Raw genomic sequence first — 24,355 nt, 5'->3', positions numbered from 1 at the left:
ATAGAATATAGGTTTAAATTCAGGCGGATTGCAAAAATCTACTTTTAAAAGTTTCGCTTTGTTTGAATAACTTTTAAAAGTGTATGAAGGCAGATTTGCAAATAAAGCGGTGGAATATGTTTAATCCATCGCTTTATTTAGTATAACTGTATCTAGATTATTATGATTATATATTCTGTATAGCTTAGCTTTAATCACACTTATTCTTACATTTAGCGCAATTAGGATTATACTCTGAAGATTCTAAGTGAATCATAATTTCGGAGTAATTTAGAGATTTTTTTATATCATTTTCAATTCTATCACATACGTCGTGAGCATCTTTAATTCGCATATTTTCAGGAAATACTAAATGTAATTCGATATACCTAATTCGTCCAGATTTTCTTGTTTTAAAGTTATGGTAGTTACAATAGATACTCGAAAACTTATTTATGCTATTTTGAATAATTTTGATTTCATCATTAGATAGCTTAGTATCTAAAAGTGGATTGAATGCAGATATTAATAGTTCAATGGCTTCTTTTAATATAAATATGGCAACTAAAATAGCCACAACTGGGTCTAAAAAATTCAACTTAGTTATCCATATAAGAAACAAACCAATTCCTACACCTAATGATGTATAAACATCAGCTTTTAGATGAAGAGCATCCGCTTCAAGAGCTATAGAGTCTTCTTGTTTAGCAACCTTATATATTTTTCTGGAAACCATAAAATTTATAGCAGAGGAAATAAACATAACTATAAATCCAAGGCCAATTGATTCCACAGATCCAGGAATTGTTAATTTTTTTGCTGCTTCAATTATTATCCAAATAGAAGCTGATAGTATAAGAATTGCTTCAATTACGCCAGAAACATTTTCTATTTTTCCATGTCCATAGGGATGTATATCATCAGCTGGTTTATCAGATATTTTAACTGAAAAAAACGCTATTATAGCGGCTAACAAATCCATAGTCGAATGTATAGCTTCAGATATTATGCTTACTGAACCAGTAGCAAGTCCAACAATTAATTTTAGAGTTATTAGGATGCTATTTGATAATAGAGATAATCTTGCAACTTTAACTTTTGCATTCATATAAAACGCCTCCATAATTTAACATAAGTTTTATCATTTGATAAAACAAATTAACACTATAATATATTTATATGCTTGAAAAGTCAATAGGTTAATGTTGAAGTGTGTTATCAATTGATAATGATAGCTATTGTGATAAGAGTTAGTGTTGGAATTGAGATTATAATGATTAAATTAATCATTAGCTATGGAATAGGGTATAAGAATTATGCTAGATTTAAAATATATAAAAAATATATTACTGCGCAGGTCAATATGGCCCTTTTGAAAAAATGATTAGTAAATTTAAAGCCTGGAGATAGTGGCTCAGATGTTTTTGAGATACAAAGAAAAATGAAGGAAAAAGCTTATTATCCTGGAAATTTAGATGGCATATATGGAGAAGGAATGAAGCAATATGTAATAAAATTTAGGAAAGATAATAGTATTAAAGAATGTCATGATATTAATAAGGAATTCTATGAAAATCTTGGGATAACCCTAGTAGATTAAGTATATTTAATCTACTAAAGCTAACCAATTATTACATCATCAGCTGCAGCTGATTTAGCAGCATTATTATTATTATTATTGGTGTTGTTGCTGTTATTGTTGTTATTTTGTGTAGAATTAGAATTCCTAGATTCCTGTAGTACAGTTAAATACTGTTGTTGTGAGGCTATTGTCAGTAGTAAACAACCTATACCCACAAGGAAATTTCCAATAACATTTATTTCATCAGCGTTTTTACCTTTTGCAAGTGAAATAGCAATTGCATTTGTTAAAATTAAAGAATCTTCAGGAGTTAAGTTTTCAAAACCTGTCATGACTTACACCCACTTATATGTAGTTTATAATTAATAACTATGATATTTACTTAAATAATATGAGTATATGATGTATTAAATAAATAATTATAATCTTCACAAGACGTCTCTAAATCTTTATGCTTTAAAGTAGATGTTAAAAATTAGAAAATATCTTTTAATACGAATATTTACTAAAAAATAGAACATTCATGGAATTATAACATATTATATTTTTGAAATAATAAACAAGGAAGAAAAATATGAATAATGATGGAATGTATTCAGTAGATTATTCATCTGAAACATCAGATTATAACTTAGAGAACGGATACAATAATAATTGGACATATCAGAATTCTAATTTCAGGTCTGTTCCATATTCTATGCTATTTGATGAAATGGAGTACGATTATAGGGCTGATATTCCACAATCATCAACTGGAAATAGCAAAATGGATTTGAAAGACTATGGACCACAACCTTTGGTAATTAACATTGATAAAGCTACAAAGCAAAATACCAACTTTCGTACTGCTTTATGGACAGGAGAGCATTTCCAAGTTACATTAATGAGTATCGATGTAGGCGATGATATAGGCCTAGAAATCCACCCAGATACTGATCAATTCATACGTATTGAAGATGGTCAAGGAATTGTTAAAATGGGAAAAAGCAAAGATAATCTAGAGTTTCAAGCAAATGCCCGTAATGACTTTGCAATCATTATCCCTGCTGGTACTTGGCACAATGTTATTAATACAGGTACGAAACCTCTTAAGGTATACTCTATTTATGCGCCACCTAAGCATCCACGTGGAACAGTGCATGTAACTAAACCTTCTGAATAAATTTTTTTATAAAATTAGAATTAAACTAATGCGAGTCTAACCTAGTAATTTATGATCATAGGGTTAGACTTTTTTAGTCAGTATAAATATACTGATTAGTATAAAACTGTTAGAATTATGTTAAGAAACTACAATATATGACAAATTAGTGCTATAATTACTTATATTGTTGCAATAGATTAGAACATAAGGGGGGACACGTTGCATGATTAAAAAGTTTAATTTAGGGACAAAAATAAGCATAATAATAGGATCAATAATTCTTGTGTGTTATATAGGAGTGTTTGCAAGTATATTAGTACAAATAAAGTCTAAAAGCATAATGGATAGTGAAACTTTAGCAAAAGAAATATCTTTATCTTATGCAGCACAAATCACATCTAACTTTGAAAAGCTAGAAACAATAGGTAAGGATTTAAGGGGGGCACTAACCAATGAAATTAAGCTTAATTCTCAGAATAGAGATCTTGTTATTGAAATTCAAAAAGAAATATTAAAGACTGATCCTGAAATTTTTGGAGTTACAGTTGCATTTGAGGCGAATGCATTTGATGGAAGAGATGATTATTATAAAGGCAGAAAAGAGTTTGCAGAGGATGGAAAGTTCATACCTTATGCAAGTAGAAATGGAGATCAAACAGTAGTATTACCAGCCTATGATGATCAGACAGATATGACATGGTACAATAAGCCAAAGGAATTAAAAGGAACTTATATTACAGAACCAACAGTTTATACTGTTAATGGACAAGATATTTCAATGGTATCTTTAGCTATGCCTATATTGGATGATAGTGGAAAGTTCTTAGGAGTAATATCTATAGATTATAAGCTCGATACATTAGAAAAACTTGTATTGGAAAAAACACCACTAGGAGGCACTGTTGAACTAATATCTAATCAAGGTATTTATGTGGCAAGTGGTGAAGATCCAAGCCTAAAGATGAAAGATGCAAAACAAAATAATGCTACTTGGGAGAAAGTTATAAGTGAAACTTCACAAGGTAAAGAATTTTATACTTATGGAACTTCTTTAAAAAAAGGACAGGAAGTTTTAATGGTAGCAGATCCGGTTAACTTAGAAAATACAAAGACTAATTGGATACTATGCAGCCAGATTCCAAAAGAGAAAACATTAGAAAGCTATAATAAAATATTTAATGTTATTTTAATTTCAGCAGTTTTATCATTATTAATTGTTATTGCTGTAATACATATTGTAATTAAAAGAATGACAAAAGGAATAAGATACGCGGAAGAACAAATGGAGTTACTGGCTAAAGGAGATCTTACAGTAGAGGTTGACAAAAAATATGTGGATAGAGAAGACGAAATAGGAAAAATGTTTAAGTCTATAAATGAAATGCAAAAATCATTAAGGAATATAATAACTGGTGTTAAAGGTGAATGTAATGTGGTTTTAGATTCAATAAACTTTACACAAGAGAATATAGTAGACTTAAACAACCAAATTTCAGATGTATCCGCTACAACTGAGGAGTTATCTGCAAGTATGGAGGAAACGGCAGCATCTACAGAGGAAGTAAATGCTTCATCAGTAAATATGAAATCCATAATAAAGACCATGGAATCAAGAGTTGGAAGCGGAGAGGTAACAGCAAAGGAAATTGAGGAAAGAGCTAAAAAACTTAAATCTGATGCATTGCAATCAAGGGAGCAATCTAGCAGCATAACTTTGAAAATGCAAGAAAGCTTAAGCGTTGCAGTGGAGAAATCTAAAGCAGTAGATAAAATAAATGAATTAACAGTTAGGATATTAGAAATAACCGAGCAAACAAATCTATTAGCACTAAATGCAGCAATAGAATCAGCAAGAGCAGGAGAAGCTGGTAAAGGATTTGCAGTTGTTGCAGATGAAATAAGGAAACTTGCTGAAAACTCAAAAGAAACGACAATGGAAATACAGCAGATAAATAAAGAGGTTGTTGTGGCTGTGAATGACCTTAAAGGAACATCAAATGAAGTTATTAATTTTATTGGAACTCAAGTGATGAAAGATTATGACAAACTTGTAGACACAGGGGAACAATATAGAAATGATGCTATTGTATTTAATGAATTAGTTAGCACTATAGGTGAAATATCAGATGAGCTGATTAATTCCACAGAAGATATTATAACAGCTATAAATGAAGTTGCAGAGGCAACTAATGAAGGCGCTACAGGAACAACTTTAATTGCAAATAAGTCAAATGAGGTAGTTAATTTAACAGAAGAAGTTGTAGAACAAACACATAAGACAAAAGAATGTGCAGATAAATTATTAGAAGCAGTATCTATATTTAAGATATAGGGAATTAACATAGAAAAATAGAAGCTTATAAAGGCTTCTATTTTTTATATAAAACTAATCTACTTTAAATTTTGAAACTTGTCTTTGATTTAATTGGGCACCAGATTTTTTAACTAAATCTCCATAATTCCTCCATAATTGACTTGTATAATTAGTTACATAGAAAATAATCAATTTATAAGTGTAAGGAGGAATTATATATGTTTTGTAGTGGTTTTGGAGGATATGGCGGTTTTGGGGCAGCAAGCTCTATAGGATATGGGGGAATGTTTTTAGCTATGGGAGTTAGAATGTTAATATTTATTGCATTAATTGTGCTTGCTTTTAAATTATTTAAAAACTACACCAATAAATCAAATGATGCAATGAAAATACTTAATGAAAAATTTGCTGGAGGAGAAATAACTCAAGAAGAATATTTGAAGAGAAAATCAGTACTTTCACAAAAGAATTAGGTTTATTATTAAGATTAGAGTGGAGAGATGTTTATGATTTAGTGTCTCGCTCTAGTCTTTTTTATAGGCTTACACTATAATATAATCACAAAAAGAGTGCTGGAGGTGTAAATGTGAATAATAAATTCAAAATATTAGTTGTAGATGATGAACAAAATATATTAGATGTAATAAAGGCATACCTCGAAAAAGACGGCTTTGATGTTATTACAGCCATGGATGGTAAAAGTGCGTTAGATATATATAGTAACGAAAATATTCATTTGATTGTTTTAGATTTAATGCTTCCTAAAATGACTGGTGAAGAAGTATGCAATAGAATCAGAGCAGTATCGAGTGTTCCCATTATAATGCTTACTGCAAAATCAGAAGAGGACGAGAAAATAGAAGGCATATCGATGGGAGCTGATGATTACTTAACAAAACCATTTAGTGTTCGTGAGCTTGTAGTAAGGGTTAGGGCATTGTTAAGGAGAGCTTACAGAGATTTTTCTCCAATGGCAGATATTTTGACTTTTAATAGTGGAGATTTAGAAGTAGATATTAAAAAGATGGTAGTTAAGAAACAAGGCGTGGTTGCAAATTTGACAACAAATGAATTTAAAATCTTAACAGTTTTTCTTTCAAATCCAACACAAGTATTTTCAAGAGAAAAATTAGTGGAAAAAGCTTTTGGAGCAAACTACGAAGGGTTTGACAGGACAGTTGATTCTTATATTAAAAATATTCGTCAAAAAATAGAAAGTAATCATAAGGAACCTACGTATATAACAACTGTATATGGAATGGGATATAAATTCATTCCGAGTAATGATGAGGTAAAAAAATGAAGGTATCTTTAGTGAAGAAATTGTCTTTAGGCTTTATTTTAGCAGTATTGGGTTCGATAATTTTAGCAAGTGCTATATCAAATTATACAGTAGGGAATAAATTTAAAGACTACTTAGTTGATGAACACAAAGAAAAAATAGATAATGCAGTAAAAATCATAGATGACCTATATGGTGGACAAAAAAACTTTTCACAAATAAATAATGATGAAATTCAAAGGTATGCTGAATTACAGGAATTATATATAGAAATTAGGGATTTAAATGATAATACAATATATACTTCAGGGAAATCTTATTTGCAGCATAGAGGAATGATGGGAAATGGAAACATGATGGGACCTATGGCTGGAATGATGCGTAATTATTCTGGGATAAACATGGGGGAATACACTGAAGAAAATTATCCTCTAAATATTGATGAAAAGGAAGAAGGCAAGATAATTGTGGGTTACTTTGGAACTTCTTATTTATCTTCTGCATCAGTAACGTTTATAAGTACATTAAATCACTCATTTTTGATATCAGCTATTGCAGCTTTAATATTTGGAGTTATTATTAGCATAATCATTTCAAGACAAATATCAAAACCTTTAGCTAAAATAACGGAAACTGCAAACGAAATGAGAAAGGGTAATTTAAATGTAAAGGCAGTGGTAAATTCAAGTACTAAAGAAATAGTTGAGCTGTCTGATTCTATGAATTATCTTGTAGAATCTTTAAATAGTCAAGAAATGCTAAGAAAAAGATTAACTTCAGATATGGCTCATGAATTAAGAACCCCTTTAACTACATTAAAAACTCATATAGAAGCATTTGCAGATGGAATTTGGGAACCAACTAGTGAGAGATTTGAAGTTTTTTTTGAAGAAATTGATAGAATGACTAAAATGATTGATGACCTTCGTGATCTATCAAAACTTGAGCAGACTAGTATAGGATTAAATAAAAGCAGGATTAATATTTCTAAAGAATTAGAAAAAATTATATATACCTTTAAACCACTTTATGGTAAGGAAAATTATGAGTTAGATACCAGTATAACTCCTAATATAGTAGCAATGATTGATGTGGATAAATTTAAACAGATTATGACTAATTTGCTTTCAAATTCTTACAAATATCTAAAACCTAACGGAAAAGTAAAAGTTGAATTAAAAAAGGAAAATGAGAATGTAGTCATTAAAGTTATTGATAATGGGATTGGAATACCTGAAAAAGATATACCTTATATTTTCGAGAGGTTTTATAGAAGTGATTTATCAAGAAATAAAAATACTGGAGGATCAGGTATAGGACTTACAATCACAAAAGCCTTAGTTGAAGCCCATGGAGGGAATATATCTTTAGAGAGTAAAATTAATCAAGGTACTAAATTTACTATTCATTTTCCGTTAAACCATCAATTATAACTGGTCAAAGAAGTTATAATATAGCTTTAGCGATGTAAAAGAAGAGGAAGATAAATTTTAATTATAAATGAATAAAAAATAGAACACTTTCAAAGAATAAAAATGGAGGTGTTTTATTATGCAAGTAAATTTAACGCAAAAAGAAAAAATGTTACTAGAAGACCAAAAAAGTCATGAAGAAATTTGTATACAAAAATATTCAAATTATGCTAATCAGGTACAAGATCCACAATTGAAACAAATTTGTAAGAATAATGAGCAAATTGAAAGGAGCCATCTTAATACAATTAATCAGTTACTAAGTGGCAATGTTCCTCAGATGAATCAACAACAAGGCGGACAACAAAACCAAGGTGTTGATCAAAATGTAAATAAATCTCAAAGTACTACAAGTAATTTGTCAGATAAGGAAATATGCTCAGATTTATTAATGACAGAAAAATATGTGTCAGGGGCTTATGATACTGCAATTTTTGAATTCAAGGATACTGAAGTACGAGATGTATTAAATCATATACAAAAAGAAGAACAAAAGCATGGAGAATCCATATTTAAGTATATGGAGAGTAAAGGCATGTATAACGTTCAATAATTAAAAAGCATTATTAAAAGTATAAGAAAGTTTAGCTTTTTTCAGGCTGAATTTTTTTGTACTTTTAATAATTTATAGCTATGTTTTATAGGGTAAAATTGACTACATAAGAGTCTTAGTGATAAAATTTAATGAAAAGTTATTTGGTTAAATTAGTTGTAACAAAAAAATAGATTATTTTGCAATTAAAAAACTAGAAACGATAAAAAATAGTTTTTATAATAATGGAGGAAAATGAATGATTTTTTTTGGACATTTGGGGTTAACAACTGAAGCGATAAAGGCATATGAGGTGATTTTACATAAAGATAATAAGTTAAGTGGCAAGGAAGTTTTTGTTGATTATAGATATGTTTTGATTGGATCAATATTACCTGATATTATTGATAAGCCAATTGGTGCCGGTGTATTTCGCAGTGTATTTCATAATAGCCGAATATTTGGACATACTTTGATATTTTCTCTAGTTCTGATTTTAATAGGTATATATATGTTAAATAGAAATGGAAAAAAGAATATTTTATTCTTGGGAATCGCTAGTTCTATTCATTTAGTATTAGATAGTATGTGGTTATACCCTAATATATTGTTTTGGCCATACTTTGGATGGAAGTTTCCTGCAAGACCTGAAGGCAATTGGGTAAATAGTGATATTGTTAGACTTATTACAGATCCAACTTATTATTTACCTGAATTAATAGGCTTTGCTATTATTGCATATTTCTTTATAAGACTTTTTAGGAGAAGGCAAATAAAATGTTTTTTAAATAAAGGAAAGTTATAGAGTTAATCGTGATAGGTATACTTGTGGGGCAGGGAATGACTTTTAATGAAGCCACTAATGAGATAGAAGATTGGGAAACATCTGGTATATCTAAACTTTTAGATAAGAGTAAAATGACTCAAAGTAAATGAAAAAATAATATTATGTATCTGCAAAACGTTAAAAACTCAAGTGATTCTAATAACAAATTACTTGAGTTTTTAATTTTATGTTTTGGTATTCAAAAAACCACTACTAAGCGGGTATTTCTGACTGTATTTAGTAAAATAATCTACATTGATCTAGAAGTGTAAAATTATTAGAAAAATTAAATTATTAATTCAAGATATTATGGTATAATACCTAATTATAGTAATTTATCTTAATGGAAGGAAAAGTATAATGAATTTTGCTACCTGTCATTATATAGTGTATAAATATGGATACAATTTTGAACGAAGAAAGAGACGTATTACTGCAGAAGAAAGATATAATAAAACAAGAATTAAAAGAAAAGAAACAAAAATTTGAAGAAGTAGGGGAAAAAATTAAGACTTTAAATAAACAAGTAAAGAGCTTTAGTGAAGAAAAGCAAGCTAATGAAAGAATATTTAGTTATTTATCTCAAGATATTGAGAAATATGAAGAGTCGTTAATAGAGCCTTATTTTGGTAGAGTAGACTTTAGAGAAAATATGGGGTTTACTGAAAGTATATACATTGGGAAAAAAGGTATAAGTAACAGCAAAGATGGAGAAGAAATTGTTGTTGATTGGAGAGCGCCAGTTGCGGATCTTTATTATAGCGGAACTGGTGGAGATGCGTACTACAAAGCACCACAAGGAATAGTTGAAGGAAAGCTAGAATTAAAAAGAAAATTTTTATATAAGAATAGTGATATAGAAAAAGTATTTGATGAAGGAATAAATAACATCATTATAAATGAAGAAGAAGGACAAAATTTAGTTGATGAGTTTTTAAAGATAAATCTTGAAGAAAGCAGTGGGAAAAAGCTAAAAGAAGTTGTTGCAACAATTCAGAAAGAACAAAATGAAATAATAAGATGGCCTAAAAATCTGCCTATAATAGTACAGGGGTCAGCGGGTTCAGGTAAGACAACAATAGCGTTACATAGGTTAGCTTATCTCATTTATAGATATAAAGAAAGCATGAGTGGAGATGAAATTTTAGTTTTAGCTCCTAATAAACTATTTCTAAGTTACATTTCAGATATTTTACCTAGCCTTGGAGCGGAAGAAGTAAATCAAAGTACCTTTGAGGAAATGGTATTATCAAAGTTAAAACTAAAAGGAAAAGTTTATAATAAGGATGAAAAATTATTAAAGATAATAGAAGAAAATGATGAGAATCTAAAAAAGCTTATTGTAAATTCAAGCAAAGTTAAAGGAACCATGCTATTTAAAACAATGCTTGATAGATATATAGCATTAATGGAAAAAGATGCGATTCATATTGAAGATATTAAAGTTGGAAATGAGATACTATTTCATAAAAAAGAAATAATGAGATTATATATAAAAGATCTAAAAGCTTATCCCATCAACAAAAGGAAAAAGGAGATAAAAAGATATTTAAATTTAAAAATAAAAGAAAGAATAGAAAGCCTATTAATAGAAATAGATAATGAATGGGAAAAGAAAATAAGAGAAATAAGAAGAGAAAATGAAGATTCGCCGGAAAGAAGAAAATTACTTATAAGTCTATATGAAGAGAGAGATAAAATAAAGGAAAATGTAAAAACTAACGGTAAAAAGGAATTTAATAATTACTTTAAAGATTGGAAGGATATAAATTCTAGAGATATCTATTATAATTTTTATAATGATGAGTTATTTGAAACGGCAACTGGAAGTAAGATTCCTAAGGTATTGGCAGATTATATGAAGGAAGAATTTAATAGTAATTTTGAAAAGAATATAATCGATGAAGATGACTTGCCAGCTCTTGCATATATAAGAATTTTACTTGAAGGAATTGATGAGGAAGAAAAATTTAAATATATTATAGTGGATGAAGCTCAAGATTATAGCCCATTCCAAGTATACTTAGTTAATAGTTTTGCTAAAGGCAATGCGTTAACTTTAGTAGGGGATTTAGCTCAAGGTATTTATTATTATAAAGGATTAAAGACATGGGACGATATAACCAAACAAGTCTTTGATGGAAATGCAACATATATTCAATTGACGCAAAGCTATAGATCAACAGTTGAAATAATTGATTTTGCAAAGAAAACATTACAATCTCAAAACTTAGGACTTAAGGATGCTAAACCAGTTTTAAGACATGGTGAAAAGCCTAAAATAGTAACGATTTCTAGTGGAGATGAGTACATTTCAGCTATAGAGAAAATCATTAATGAAGTGCAGAACCACGGAAAAAGAACAGTAGCAATAATTACAAAAAATATGTTACAAGGTGAAGAAATATACAAACTTCTAAAAGGAAAGAGCAAATATAATTTTGAACTAATATTAGGCAAAGAAAAAGAAATAGCAGAAGATCTAATAATAATCCCATCATATTTAACAAAAGGATTGGAGTTTGATTGTACAATAATATTGAATCCAAGTGAAGACAACTATAAAGAAAACATTTTAGATGAAAGGTTATTATATGTTTCTTTAACTAGGGCATTACATTTAGAATATATAATAATAAAAGATGAAGCTACAAATTTAATCTAGAGAGAAATTATTTGCTATAAAAGTTAGTGGAAAGGAAAGAACATATAGGCTAATACATTACTTAAAGTTATAGAAGTTTAAGCTTATCATATAATAAAAGATTATTAACATATGCCGTTTATATATTATGATGATATTATTAGTGGCATATGTCAATAATCTTTATTAAGTAAAAAAGAGAAATAAATAAATTTGAAAGTTTTTGAATTTATTTATCTATAAGTTCATCAATATGAACTGTAACATAATTATCGGATTTAAGAGTTTTAACTATTTTTTGCAACGGAGAATTTTCATCATAGGTTACATTAAGTTTATTATCATCAATATTAAAATGTACATAATTTAATTCAACAAATGGATGATAATAAAAACTATGAAGTATATCAGGATCATCATTATTAAGCCCATCAGTTATGGATGTAGGGTCTGAATTGTGTACATATCCTAAAGGTGTTGGAACAAATAAATGGTAGTCATCTAAATTATATATATTATTTCGTGTACTGTCGAAAGGTTCATATATAAATTGAAAATAATCTTCAATAACGTTTCTTTGAAGTTCAGTTTCCCCATAATGAGGACTTTCGTAGTAAGAAATAGGAATATTTAAAGCACTTGCAGTATCAATTCCATTTTCGACTATATCACGTACTTGATCAACTGTATTATTCACATCTTTAGTCATTTCATTACCAGGTCCACTTTTTTCATCATCATGTTGATGAGTATAACCATGCAGTCCTATTTCACCACCTTTATTAATGAGATAATCTAATAGATTGACAAATCCAACATTTGTTATATTGTCAGTTGTCAATAAATCATTATCAATATTCTCAGTAGGAGATTTAAATCTAGGAATCCAGCTAACGTGATATTTCATTCCTTGTGAATAAAAAAGATTCGCCATTAATTTTATTTTTGTTTGATTTTTATCACTAGAATAATTACCTCCACATCCGAAATCTTCTAATCTTATTAAAGCAACTTTATCACTATAAGATATTGAAGAATTTTCAGGTATTGAGACGCTGTTATCAAGTAAGCTTATATTATTGTTTTTAAAGTCAAAAATAGCAATTAAATTAAAAAGTTCCTCTATATCAGAAATAGAAATATAGTTAACGCCATCATTATTTATCAGATCCCCACGAAGAGAGCCTGTCCTAGAATTTTTAGTATAAGAATTTTCAGTTAAAGAAATTTTATTATCTTTATTGGATAATGAAGTTTTATTATTTGAAGTATCAATAGTATAGTTGAGTTTATTACAAATAAAATTGAGTGGTATATAGTATCGCTGTGATTTAAGCAGCATAGGAACATTAGTAATATTAGATTCATCTAAAATATTTAAACTTATGCTGTTAACCTTTGTTACAGGTCTATCTTCGAATTTGATTTTTGGAGTATATGTGCTTTTAAAAGTATTATCTGGAAGTGAACTAGCATATACAGTATTGTTTATAACAGTTAAATCCTTATCTAAAAACTTGTAGTAAAAAAGTGGATGAAAGAATATAAAAACTGATAAAGATATTGATAATATTAAAAAAATGGATATTTTCTTTTTCTTTTGCATAAATTTTTCCGCCTCTTTATTAATAAAATAATTTCCAAAAAATATACTACTATAAGTTTGTGACAAATAGTTGTCATAAATATATGCAATATGAATAAATTATTCTTTAAACATCTCTTTTGAGATTGATGATTCTCAACAATTAGCTTTATAATTGATGGAAGATATCTAAAGAAATAGCAAATGTGTTATTTTTAGATTTTTTGTTCTATTTTCTTTTTTCTATAATAAGCAATAGTTGATTATTTAGGGACTTTAATTAATTCGCTTTTGCTTATAAAAATCTTTTTAGAAGTATATATTTATCACGATTAACTTATTTAAACAATTTATACAAATACTAAGAGTTCAAAATAGATTAAGATAGTTTTACTACTAAACGATATCAAATCATATGCCTATAACATTTGAAGAACTATTATAAAATTTTATAAATTAGAAATTTAAAAGATTATACACGCTTCATAAATTAATAGTTTAAGTTTAATATGTATGATAATATATGAATTTATGTACATAACAGGTAGTCTAAGTAAAAATAGACTACCTGTTTTAATATACAGAAATTTTATTATAATATTGCACAATATATATAGGTTGCAGCATTAACCAGGATAAAAATATAACACAATTTTCAAAAGAATAATCTAAAAAGTCATATGTGTGATAAAGTCACAGACAATAATAACTATATAAATTAAACTTAAATTAAGATATATTGCAATGCAGAAAACGAGATTAATGAATATATCTTGAAGATATAAAAGAATAGCAATTTTATGATTTCCAATACTAGTTAGTTAATTAAAAGGAGAGATTCTTATGAATAAAAAGATTATTATTGTTGGTGGCGTTGCAGGTGGTGCATCTACAGCAGCTAGACTTAGAAGGCTAGATGAAAATGTTGATATAATTATGGTGGAAAAAGGTGAATACATATCTTTTGCTAATTGTGGACTTCCATATTATATAGGAGAAACTATTGATGAAAGAGGAAAATTAATAGTTCAAACAGTAGAAGAAATGAGCAGCAAGTTTAATTTAGATATAAGAAATTTAAATGAAGTTATAAGTATAGATAAAGAAAATAAAAAGGTTAAAATAAATAATTATAGAACAAATGAGGAATATGAAGAAACTTATGATATTTTAGTTTTATCTCCAGGCGCAGCTCCACTTAAACCGGTGATACCTGGGATAAATGAATGTGATAATTTATTTACTTTAAGGAATATACCAGATACAGATAAAATTAAATCTTATGTAGATAACAACAAACCTAAACATGTAACTGTAATCGGAGGTGGATTTATAGGACTTGAAATGGCCGAAAATCTTCATGCTAGAGGAATTGATATTACACTTGTAGAAGCAGGTGAGCAGGTAATGGCTCCTCTAGATATAGAAATGGCAAGTATAATACATGAACACTTAATTGATAAAAATGTAGAATTAATATTAAAAGATGGAGTGTCTGCATTCGAGAGTAAAGGTAAAAAGATAATACTAAGTAGCGGAAAAGAAATCACAACTGATATGATTATATTATCAATTGGTGTTAAGCCAGAAACAACAATAGCAAGAGAAGCTAATCTTAACTTAAATGAAAGAGGCGCCATAGTAGTTGACAAATTTATGAAAACTTCTGACCCAAGCATTTATGCATTAGGAGATGCCGTAGAAGTTATGGATTTTGTAAATAAAAAGCCAACAATGATTCCACTTGCTTGGCCAGCTAATAGACAAGGAAGAATAGTAGCAGATAATATATGTGGAAAAAATACTGAATACAAAGGAACTCTTGGATCATCAGTTGCAAAAGTGTTTGACTATACGGTAGCAACAACAGGCAATAACGAAAAGATACTAAAGAGATTAGGGATAGCATACGAGACTATTCATATTCATCCAGGTTCTCATGCTGGATATTACCCTGGATCATTCCCAATAGCTTTTAAATTGCTATTTGATCCAAAGTCAGGAAAAATATTTGGGGCTCAAGGTGTAGGACTTGATGGAGTTGAAAAAAGAATAGATGTACTTTCAGCTGCTATTAAAGGAAATTTTACAGTCTTTGATTTACAAGATTTTGAACCTTGTTATGCACCTCCATATAATTCAGCAAAAGATCCTGTTAATATGCTTGGATACTATGCATCAAATATTATTGAAGGATTTGAGAAAACAATTCAATGGAACGAAATAGATAAATTAGACAAAGAAAAATCATTAATAATTGATGTTAGAGAAGAGTTCGAATTAGTTACGGGAGGTTTTGATAATTCTATTCATATTCCTCTTGGGCAATTAAGAAGTAGATTGAATGAAATTCCAAAAGATAAAAACATATACGTAACTTGTCAGGTTGGACTTAGAGGATATGTTGCTTGCAGAATTCTAGAACAAAATGGAATACGGTGCGCAAATATAGATGGTGGTGTAAAGACATATCTATATGTAAAAAGAGCAGAAGAAAGCATTAAAAATCAATATGAAAATAATGAAGAAATAAAAGATGAGGTGGCTGTAATGAAATTAGAAGATCTAGATATAACAGAAATAAATGCAAATACTACGTTAAATGCATGCGGTCTCCAATGTCCAGGTCCAATAAAAAGAGTATTTGAAGAAATTAAGAAGATGGAAGATGGCAATATATTAGAAGTTAAAGCAAGTGATCCTGGATTTGCAAAAGATATAAAATCATGGTGTGATTCAACAGGAAATACTTTATTAAAATCTGAATTTGATAATAAAGAAAAAGCCTTCATAGCATATATTCAAAAGGGAACATCAGCATCCTTAAGTAAAAATGCTTCTTCACCAAATGTTGTGGGAAAGAATGGAGCAACATTGGTTGTATTTAGTGGAGATTTAGATAAAGCAATAGCTTCATTTATAATAGCAACAGGAGCAGCATCTATGGGGAAAGAAGTTACTATGTTCTTTACATTCTGGGGGCTTAATATATTAAAGAGTGCAGATAAGCCTAGTGTTTCTAAGGATATGATGGAAAAAATGTTTGACTTTATGTTACCAGCTCATCCTGGGAAATTACCGTTATCACAAATGAACATGATGGGAATGGGACCTGCAATGATAAAGCAAATAATGAAAAAGCATAATGTCGATAACCTAGAAACTTTAATAAAAAATGCTATAGACATGGGGGTTAAAGTTGTTGCATGTTCAATGAGTATGGACTTAATGGGAATAAAAAAAGAAGAATTTATTGATGGAGTTGAAATAGGTGGAGTTGCTTCATATCTGGGGGCAACAGAAGATTCTGGATTAAATTTATTTATATAGTATATAATATCTGCTATTCTTGATATTATATTTAAGGATAGAGTTTAGTAAGAAAATAGACTTTGTGAAAAAATACAATATGGAAAATAAAAAAGTGCTTAAAAAATTCCATATAAAATCTTTATAGGCTTCATATTATTAATTGAGAAATAAAGATATATGAAGCTTATAGTATATTTTTAAAAGGAGATGACTATCATTTTAGAATATAAAGTTATATTTCATATAGATGAACTAAGTAAATGGAGTATAGTCCTAAAAAATACAAATAATTTATTGGAGGCTATAAATATTAACAATTTTAATATTGAAATTTTAGCAAATTCAGAAGCTGTAAAGGCTTATGCTTACGATAATGAATTAGATTTAAGGATTAGCAGTGAAATGAAAGAGTTAGATCATAAAGGGATTAAGTTTGTTGCGTGCAACAATGCGTTAAAATCTTATAGTATAAAAAAGGAAGATTTAATGTCGTTTGTAGATATTGTTCCTACCGGAATTTTGGAACTTGTAAATAAGCAAAGTGACGGTTATAGTTACATAAAACCATGAATAATTTATAGTTTTAAGTATTTTAACAAGCAGATTATTTATTTAGAAAAGCTCTAATATTTATTTTCCAAGGTCATTCCAATGAGCATAAGCCTCATTTAAAGCAATAAGTGAACTAGATTTATCTCTAGCCATTATGGCACCGCGAAGATGTGAGATGCATATATTAAATTGATTTATTTCATCTCTTTCAGAACTAAATTGAACTCTTTTGGCTATTTTTTTCCATGAATTAGAGAGGTTGTCTGTTTTAATATTGGCACTTTCCCAATTTCCTGATTCTATATCCTGTATAAGTAGCTGTATTGATTCAGGAATGTTATCATCATTGCCCATAGGTTCCTTCAAAATATTGCCACTAAGCATGATTAATACAAAAAAAATTAGTGCAACTATAGGTATCGATATTACTAAAAATTTTCTCATGATAAATTCCTCCTTTAATATGGTCCTTTATAATCACCAATATCGGTTACTTTTACCATATGATCATCATATTTGTCTATATATAAGGAGCCAGAAGGAGTTAAGGTCGCAAGAAATACTTCTGAAACATCCTTAACTTTATGAATTTTTAGTTGATTCATAAGCCATTTTTCAGTCTTATTAAGTTGTTTCAAATTTTCATTTATAAGAATTCCATCATATATGAGTTCAGTACTTATACCGCTTGGTTCTTTTTGAATACTCATATCCTTAGGTGTTAAAGGTTCATACTCTGGTTTCTTTAGAACAGATAATTGGCCATTTGGCTCAATAATTGCAAAATCTACTTGAGACAAATGAAAAATATCTTTAACTCTTAATAGTCCCATGAGATCTGATGCTGTATATTTCATTTTTTTTAATGCACTTTCCATTATCTTGCCATTCATAATTACAATTGTAGGTTCGCCTTCGATATATTTTGCGGCGTATCTCCATTTCTCGGTAATGTACTCCATTAAATATCCAAGTAAACACCAAGTAAGCAATCCGACAAAATGAGGCCATGCCCTGCTTGATAAGTCAGTAGTAAGAGTTGCAGCAATTGATCCAATTGTTATTCCAAGGGCATAATCAAAGAATGTCAGTTGACTTATTTGTTGTTTTCCAAGTATCTTTGCGAAAATAAGTAAAGAAAAGAATGCAATAATAGCACGCACAAAAACTACTAATCCTTCATTCAATTATCAATACCTCCGATCTTAGCAGGATATATTTATTATTCTACTTGAATCATATTTTATACTGTTAAATTAATTTTTATGTAGTTCCGGAAGAATAAAAGGTTTTTCGGAGGTAGCAAATAAGTACATAAAAACCGAGAAGGGATCATTAGGACGTGTATGGCTTATATCGATCTTTACTTTTATAGATTATTGTTTCCACGCTATCTCTACAGGAACAATTGGAAAGGCATCGATAGAAAAAACTAAAGGAATCAAAGAAAAATTAGCCTTACAACATTGCTATCATAATAATTTCTGTTTACTATTTTGGAATTTACATATATAAATATATAACATAAGAGTTATTTTTGATTTTTAAGAACCAATAGAACTGATATAATGAATTACTAAGTTCTATTGGTTTTTTAGTTATTTTTTTAGGATGTTTTTAATTTTAATGAAAGCACCTTGGCTTGAAGGGGATACATATCTTTCCTTTGGATATCTGTCTTCTACTGCTTTTATGTATTTATCTATAATAGAATCAAAATTAGTGGATTCTGTCAGCTTAAAGTATGTATATTGCTTGTTTTCTAGGGAATGTATATTATTTTTGAAATAAGAATGAATCTTCATCCAATTAAATTGTTTTGATATATTTTTTTGATTAAATCCAGTAGCATAGCTTCCTGGCTCTATTAATATTACAGGAATATTAACATTTTTAAGTTCTTTAAGCTCTTCGTTTAAAGACGGACATATGGATTCCAGTGCAAATTTAGTTGCGCAGTATGGAGATAAAAATGGAATGGGGGAGCGTCCAGCCAAAGATGATACAAAAATTATCCTTCCTTTTTTTCGAGGAATCATTTGTTTTAATACAAGTTGAGTCAATTCAATTGGACAAAAAACGTTTGTTTCAAAAGTTTCCAGATATATATCAGAATCCACTTCAGCCACTGAACCTGAATTTCCAATGGCTGCATTATTTATTAAAACATCAATTTCAAGATTAGTTATCTTCAATCTATCATTGCTATTTAAAATATCCAATTTAAAGCTTTCAATAGGAAGGTTATATTTTTTATTGAAAGAGTTAATTTCATTGGCTTGTTCTTCAGTATGAGTTGTTGCATAGACATAATGACCTCTATTTGCTAAAGCAAATGAAGCTTTACGTCCAAGACCGGAACCACAGCCGGTAATTAGAATTTTTTTCATGAGATCACCTTAATTTACTTAAGTATAGTATATGATATTTATAAATTGTATTTTTGAATAAAAACTTAAAAATGCAATTTATATGAATACATTTATGTAAGAGTTACGTTATTATTATCTCTATATTTAACAAAAATATTAATAGAGTGAATATATCTATAGATGAATTAAATTAATATAGCTTAAATACCGCACGTTCACAATAGGAATTTGCGGTATTTTATTTTAAAACTATTTAATTATGAAATTAAAAATACAGATGTATTATATGTCTAATAAGTTAGTTAGACTTTTGATTATAAAATGGTTATTTGAGATTCTTCATCAACTCTTTGGATAGCGCCAATTATTCGTAATAAAGTACCAATACAAGAATATGTGAAACCAGTAGTTATATTTATATTAGGGGTAATAGTAAAGTTAGTATTACCTTCTTGAATATTGTTATATACTTCGTAAAGTCTAATAAAAGAAACATTAGTATATGAAAGAACGACATATATGCCAAGGCAACTTGCAAAAGCGGCTATTTCACTTGGGGTTGGATGTGAAATATTAGATTGTTGTTGAGTCAGACTATTTTGTTGCTGATTTTGTGCATTTTTTTGACTCTTGCCACTCTTCTGCTGCATTATACTGTTTAATAGTAGTTGTTTGGCTTTTTTGCTGAAATAATACCAAGTATAGTTGATAATATATCAAGATAAGCAGTTGATATTTCTATATTTAACAATTGCAAATCTAACTCGTCAGTGCCTGTTAAAAAGTGTATAGTACTATTGTAATTTTCTTGCATATTTTTGCCCTAAAGATTGATATACTATAATATATTGGTTAATATGGTTGATGTGATTATACACAGCTGATTTAATTACAAATGAATTTATCAAAAATTTTGTTTTAATAATTAAATAAGTTGTACTTTAAAGGCGTATGAAAGTTTAGTGAATGAAACATAAAGATTTAATATAGAATATTTTCTAAAGAAATCCAACCTGTTTATTTTTATTTAAAAGACAAATTAAATTATAATATATTTATTTTAGAATGTCAGAAGTTTCAGACATTAATAATAGGGTATCATTTATTTTAGGAACTCTATCCTCATTAGTTAAGACAGTTAAATAGTCTCCAGGCAAAATAACAGTATCTCCCTTAGGAATTATTTCATTTTCGCCACGTCTAACTGCTACAAGGAGACAGCGAGATGGCCATTTTACATCTTTGATTTGTTTACCATCTAACTTCGATCCTATACATACAGCAAATTCCAGTATAGCTTTATTTATCTTATCGCCAATGGGTGTTCTATCACCTTGATTTTGCAGAAATTTTTCTAGTAAAGCTTCATATATAGGCTTAGAAGCAAGAAGGTCTGCTACAATATATGATATTACCGAGACAATAGCCAAAGCAAGCAAATGGTTAAATGAACCTGTCATTTCGGTAATTAGGATTGTTCCTGTTATTGGCGATTTTACTACTGAGGCGAAATATCCAGCCATAGCTAAGATTATAAAATTATTTATGTAAATGCTATCTAAGTGAGCAATGTGCATAAGAACTTCGCCATATACATTTCCAATTAGTGCTCCAATTGTAAGTAGCGGAAGGAAAATTCCTCCGGGAGCACCTGAGCCGAAACTAGCCATAGTAAATGAAAATTTAATAACTAGAATAATAACTAATAATATTAAAGAAAATTTACCTTCAGTTAATGAAGTTATTAGTTCATGACCTCCACCTAAAGCTTCTGGTAATAAAAGACCTAGGGCTACTGATAATAATAGAGGAATTATAATTCTAAATTCTTTTTTTAGCCAAGCTTGTTTTATATATAGGTTTTGCGTCTTTAAAAGAACTTTATTAAAAAGGACCCCGAGAAATCCTACAATTACACCTAATATGATTACATAAAAGTAAAAGTTTAGTGGCAATGTAGCAAAAGCTCCAAAATTAAATACTGGTTTTAGTCCAAAGAAGCTGCTTGCAATAAAATCTGCTGATAATGCAGAGGAGAGTGCGGAAAGTAAAATTAATGGTGAAAAGTTTTTATGAACTTCCTCTAATGCAAACATTGCTCCAGCTAAAGGGGCGTTAAATGCAGCTGCAAGTCCTGCACTAGCACCACTAGTAATAAGATATTTTTCCTCAATTTTTATTCTTTTAAAGACTTTACTAAATCCTTGTCCTATTGCTGCACCTAATTGAACAGAAGGACCTTCTCTTCCTAATGAAAGGCCAGAACCTATTGAAAGGACACCTCCAAAGAACTTACCGAGAATGACTTTCCACCAAGTCATATCTAGTTCCCTAAGTAAAACTCCTTCAACCTGAGGTATTCCACTACCACTAATCATAGGTTCGTTTTTTACCATCAATCCCACTATGTAGCCAATGACTATCAGCAGCATAATCCATGGTAATATAATAATGGGGTTAATTGATATAAGCTTATAAATATAACTTAAAAGATATCCTGCTTCTTCAAGTGCTAAACGATATAGCACAATTACTAAACCAGTTACCATACCTATGCATATTCCTTCAAATACAAGTTTTAATTTAAAACTATGCCAATGAAACAAAGTGCTATAGGTACTCTGTTCTTTTTCCATTTCTATTCCTCCAATTTATTTACATGAAAATTATTTGCTATATAATTATACAAACATATATATGCTATCATATGTATGAGAACATGTTAATAGTTAATGTGATTTTTAATTTTATTAAAGGTGAATAATTCATAACAAATTTGCACTAGTTTATAAATATAAAAAAGACTGCCTTTTCTCTAAAACTGAAAAAGCAGTCAATTAGTTCTTATTAAATATATTATAATTTAAGCTTAAGCTCCAATTATTAATTAATATTCTTTACCCAAATATTCATATCTTCAAAAGTGCCACATATATTGCAGTTGTTTACCATTCTTCCTGTAAATTTATAATTATGCTTACTTAATACAAAGTTTATACTAGGGTTTATAGCTCTACATAAACTATATAAAGTAAGGAAACCTTTAGCTTTAAGATCGCATTCTAAAGAATAGATTACATTTGCAAGAATCCATTTACCTCTATATGCAGGAGAAGTAGCGCAGTCTGTTATTTCAGCATTTAAATTTTCCATATCCATATATTTTCATTCTAACGTTACTTTTTGGCGACAAATTCTTTCATCCCTATAGAGTTTTTCAAGCCTTTATATTCGTCTTTCTTAAATTTATCACATATTCCACAATTCTTGCATTCATGGCTTTTATCAGAAGGTTCAGTATAGGTGCACAATGTACCTTCATAATTTCTTTTACAAATTAAAAACTCCTCTCAAACGTTAACATATTTATTTGTAAATTCTAATTTATTATTGAATATCTGCTGCTATTAGACTATCAAGATTATTATTAGAGTCAAAATTATTTTCATGAGCATATAAATCTTTTATTATCTTTGATAAGCTTAAAACATCACTCATTTCATAGAATCCAATCTTATCTTGTATAAAACTTATTGCATGGATTGCTCCACTGGCAAAAACTTTTCTCGAAAAGGATTCATGAGAAATTGTAATTCTGTCATTTTCTCCAACAATCATAACTTCATGTTTTCCAACAACACCACCAGCTCTAACTGAATTAATTGGAATATTTTCTTTAGAAATATCCTTACCTAAGTAAACTAACCCATCTTTTATTTCATTAGCTATCTTTAAAGCAGTACCAGATGGAATGTCCTTTTTTTCTCTATGATGTATCTCAGAAATTTGAAAATCATAATTATTTAATAGGATGGAAGCTAATTTGGTTAATATCATCAGCACATTTACTCCAAGAGTTATGTTGGGAGCATACACTATGCCAGTGTGATTTCTATAGGCTAGATTTCTTATTTTATCTAAATCTACTTCTGAAAATCCTGTGGTACCTATTATCATATTAATCCCCATTTGAGATATTGTTCTAGAGTTCTTTAAAGTAGCTTCAGGCGTAGAAAAATCGACTACAACATCTGGCCTGCAAAGTACAAGTGTTTCTTCTAGTTTATTAGTTCCTTCAATTTTTATACCAATTTCTTGAATTCCAATTACTTCACCTAGATCAATATGCTTTTTCAAGCTCCCAGGGCTGCACATGGCAGCTACAATTTTTATATTCCTTTGGTTGAATATCATTTTTGCAATTTCTTTTCCTGTTTTTCCAAGTCCAATTAAACATACTTTTAACATAAAAAGCCTCCTTTTTTAAATTACTAGTTAAAAAATAATAAGCTATAGAGAAGTCTCTATAGCTTATTAAGCAATAATATTTATGGGTATACTAAAAAAAGTATATTAGCAGTATACAAAAACTTCTCTTCAACGCTTACGAGATTAGCTGACGGATTCGGATTGAAGAAAAATAACCCTACTTATCCTAAAATAAGATTCACCCCAAAAAATGGTTCTCCCGCTCAAAAAGATTCAGCGTTATAATTATTCTTTTTTTGTCATTATCTGTATATAAGCATATCATTTCTATATATATATGTCAATATATATAGATACGTATATATTAAATCAAATATTGGCTTTTGCTTAACATATATATGAATTTAATATTTTAGAAATTATAATAAATAATTTTAAATATTCATAGGATTTTTGAATATATAGCATAGCAAAAAGGATATTAATGTTTAGTATATATTGACGCATATATATGTTGGTGTTAGTATAATTAAGTCATAGTATATTTATA

General features: G+C 28.9%; 21 protein-coding genes, 1 pseudogene and 1 riboswitch. Of the genes and pseudogenes, 11 read left to right on the top strand and 11 right to left on the bottom strand.

The annotated features are described in order from the left end of the window. Positions 1–190: 190 nt before the first annotated feature. Complete coding sequence (locus L3B96_RS19410; protein WP_238948321.1) at positions 191–1,087, bottom strand: cation diffusion facilitator family transporter; 897 nt, start codon at positions 1,085–1,087, stop codon at positions 191–193. A gap of 333 nt (positions 1,088–1,420) precedes the next feature. Between L3B96_RS19410 and L3B96_RS19405 the strand changes: the two genes are divergently transcribed. Next, positions 1,421–1,579: a hypothetical protein gene (locus L3B96_RS19405; RefSeq protein WP_012059150.1), complete on the top strand. Its 159-nt coding sequence runs from the start codon at positions 1,421–1,423 to the stop codon at positions 1,577–1,579. A gap of 20 nt (positions 1,580–1,599) precedes the next feature. Here L3B96_RS19405 and L3B96_RS19400 read toward each other — a convergent pair whose 3' ends face one another. Next, positions 1,600–1,893: a hypothetical protein gene (locus L3B96_RS19400; protein ID WP_238948320.1), complete on the bottom strand. Its 294-nt coding sequence runs from the start codon at positions 1,891–1,893 to the stop codon at positions 1,600–1,602. A gap of 242 nt (positions 1,894–2,135) precedes the next feature. Here L3B96_RS19400 and L3B96_RS19395 point away from each other — a divergent pair, with 242 nt between their 5' ends. The 8 genes from L3B96_RS19395 to helD all read left to right on the top strand — a co-directional run bounded on the left by L3B96_RS19395 (position 2,136) and on the right by helD (position 11,796). Further along, positions 2,136–2,723, top strand: a complete 588-nt coding sequence (locus L3B96_RS19395) for a cupin domain-containing protein (RefSeq protein WP_023975525.1) — start codon at positions 2,136–2,138, stop codon at positions 2,721–2,723. Positions 2,724–2,928: 205 nt separating this feature from the next. After that, a complete protein-coding gene (locus L3B96_RS19390; RefSeq protein ID WP_238948319.1) occupies positions 2,929–5,037 on the top strand; it encodes a methyl-accepting chemotaxis protein in 2,109 nt (702 codons plus the stop codon). Between the two features lie 200 nt (positions 5,038–5,237). Continuing rightward, positions 5,238–5,492: an SHOCT domain-containing protein gene (locus L3B96_RS19385; RefSeq protein WP_039771429.1), complete on the top strand. Its 255-nt coding sequence runs from the start codon at positions 5,238–5,240 to the stop codon at positions 5,490–5,492. Positions 5,493–5,605: 113 nt separating this feature from the next. Beyond that, positions 5,606–6,322 carry a response regulator transcription factor gene (locus L3B96_RS19380; RefSeq protein WP_077828901.1) on the top strand — a complete coding sequence of 239 codons (717 nt, stop codon included), beginning with the start codon at positions 5,606–5,608 and terminating at the stop codon, positions 6,320–6,322. Next, on the top strand, positions 6,319–7,734 hold the full coding sequence (locus L3B96_RS19375) for a HAMP domain-containing sensor histidine kinase (RefSeq protein ID WP_077828900.1): 1,416 nt from the start codon (positions 6,319–6,321) through the stop codon (positions 7,732–7,734). The genes L3B96_RS19380 and L3B96_RS19375 overlap by 4 nt, the downstream gene beginning before the upstream one ends. 118 nt (positions 7,735–7,852) lie before the next feature. Then, positions 7,853–8,326, top strand: a complete 474-nt coding sequence (locus L3B96_RS19370; protein WP_077828899.1) for a spore coat protein — start codon at positions 7,853–7,855, stop codon at positions 8,324–8,326. A gap of 238 nt (positions 8,327–8,564) precedes the next feature. Further along, complete coding sequence (locus L3B96_RS19365) at positions 8,565–9,110, top strand: metal-dependent hydrolase (protein ID WP_012059142.1); 546 nt, start codon at positions 8,565–8,567, stop codon at positions 9,108–9,110. 418 nt (positions 9,111–9,528) lie between these two features. Continuing rightward, a complete protein-coding gene (helD, locus tag L3B96_RS19360) occupies positions 9,529–11,796 on the top strand; it encodes an RNA polymerase recycling motor HelD (RefSeq protein WP_238948318.1) in 2,268 nt (755 codons plus the stop codon). Between the two features lie 208 nt (positions 11,797–12,004). On the opposite strand, the gene L3B96_RS19355 is transcribed toward helD, so the two are convergent. Next, positions 12,005–13,381 (bottom strand): DUF2334 domain-containing protein, encoded by a 1,377-nt coding sequence (locus tag L3B96_RS19355; RefSeq protein WP_238948317.1) that lies wholly within the window; start codon positions 13,379–13,381, stop codon positions 12,005–12,007. 822 nt (positions 13,382–14,203) lie between these two features. On the opposite strand from L3B96_RS19355, the gene L3B96_RS19350 reads away from it, so the two are divergent. After that, positions 14,204–16,690, top strand: a complete 2,487-nt coding sequence (locus L3B96_RS19350; RefSeq protein ID WP_238948316.1) for a CoA-disulfide reductase — start codon at positions 14,204–14,206, stop codon at positions 16,688–16,690. Positions 16,691–16,879: 189 nt separating this feature from the next. Further along, positions 16,880–17,242 (top strand): DsrE family protein, encoded by a 363-nt coding sequence (locus tag L3B96_RS19345; RefSeq protein ID WP_012059138.1) that lies wholly within the window; start codon positions 16,880–16,882, stop codon positions 17,240–17,242. A gap of 60 nt (positions 17,243–17,302) precedes the next feature. Here L3B96_RS19345 and L3B96_RS19340 read toward each other — a convergent pair whose 3' ends face one another. From L3B96_RS19340 to dapB, 8 genes and pseudogenes are all read right to left on the bottom strand, one after another. Beyond that, positions 17,303–17,668: a DUF4363 family protein gene (locus L3B96_RS19340; RefSeq protein ID WP_017209145.1), complete on the bottom strand. Its 366-nt coding sequence runs from the start codon at positions 17,666–17,668 to the stop codon at positions 17,303–17,305. A 14-nt stretch (positions 17,669–17,682) separates the two neighbouring features. Beyond that, positions 17,683–18,411 (bottom strand): DUF421 domain-containing protein, encoded by a 729-nt coding sequence (locus L3B96_RS19335; RefSeq protein WP_238948315.1) that lies wholly within the window; start codon positions 18,409–18,411, stop codon positions 17,683–17,685. Positions 18,412–18,822: 411 nt separating this feature from the next. Further along, on the bottom strand, positions 18,823–19,614 hold the full coding sequence (locus L3B96_RS19330; protein ID WP_238948314.1) for an SDR family NAD(P)-dependent oxidoreductase: 792 nt from the start codon (positions 19,612–19,614) through the stop codon (positions 18,823–18,825). 296 nt (positions 19,615–19,910) lie between these two features. Beyond that, positions 19,911–20,246, bottom strand: a complete 336-nt coding sequence (locus L3B96_RS19325) for a hypothetical protein (protein WP_238948313.1) — start codon at positions 20,244–20,246, stop codon at positions 19,911–19,913. 8 nt (positions 20,247–20,254) lie between these two features. Continuing rightward, positions 20,255–20,410, bottom strand: a complete 156-nt coding sequence (locus L3B96_RS19320; RefSeq protein ID WP_238948312.1) for a hypothetical protein — start codon at positions 20,408–20,410, stop codon at positions 20,255–20,257. A gap of 241 nt (positions 20,411–20,651) precedes the next feature. Next, positions 20,652–22,232 (bottom strand): ClC family H(+)/Cl(-) exchange transporter, encoded by a 1,581-nt coding sequence (locus L3B96_RS19315; RefSeq protein WP_238948311.1) that lies wholly within the window; start codon positions 22,230–22,232, stop codon positions 20,652–20,654. Between the two features lie 247 nt (positions 22,233–22,479). Continuing rightward, a pseudogene (locus L3B96_RS19310) lies at positions 22,480–22,755 on the bottom strand (putative beta-lysine N-acetyltransferase); the annotation flags it as partial. A gap of 228 nt (positions 22,756–22,983) precedes the next feature. Beyond that, positions 22,984–23,844 (bottom strand): 4-hydroxy-tetrahydrodipicolinate reductase, encoded by an 861-nt coding sequence (gene dapB / locus L3B96_RS19305; protein WP_077828893.1) that lies wholly within the window; start codon positions 23,842–23,844, stop codon positions 22,984–22,986. A 118-nt stretch (positions 23,845–23,962) separates the two neighbouring features. Beyond that, positions 23,963–24,094: riboswitch (cyclic di-AMP (ydaO/yuaA leader) on the bottom strand. Positions 24,095–24,355 lie beyond the last annotated feature (261 nt).

It is taken from the genome of Clostridium sp. YIM B02569, assembly GCF_022320765.1.
GTDB classification, from domain to species: Bacteria; Bacillota; Clostridia; order Clostridiales; family Clostridiaceae; genus Clostridium; species Clostridium beijerinckii.
The sequence above is the reverse complement of the archived record's forward strand: the minus strand, read 5'-3'. Positions and strand labels throughout refer to the sequence as shown.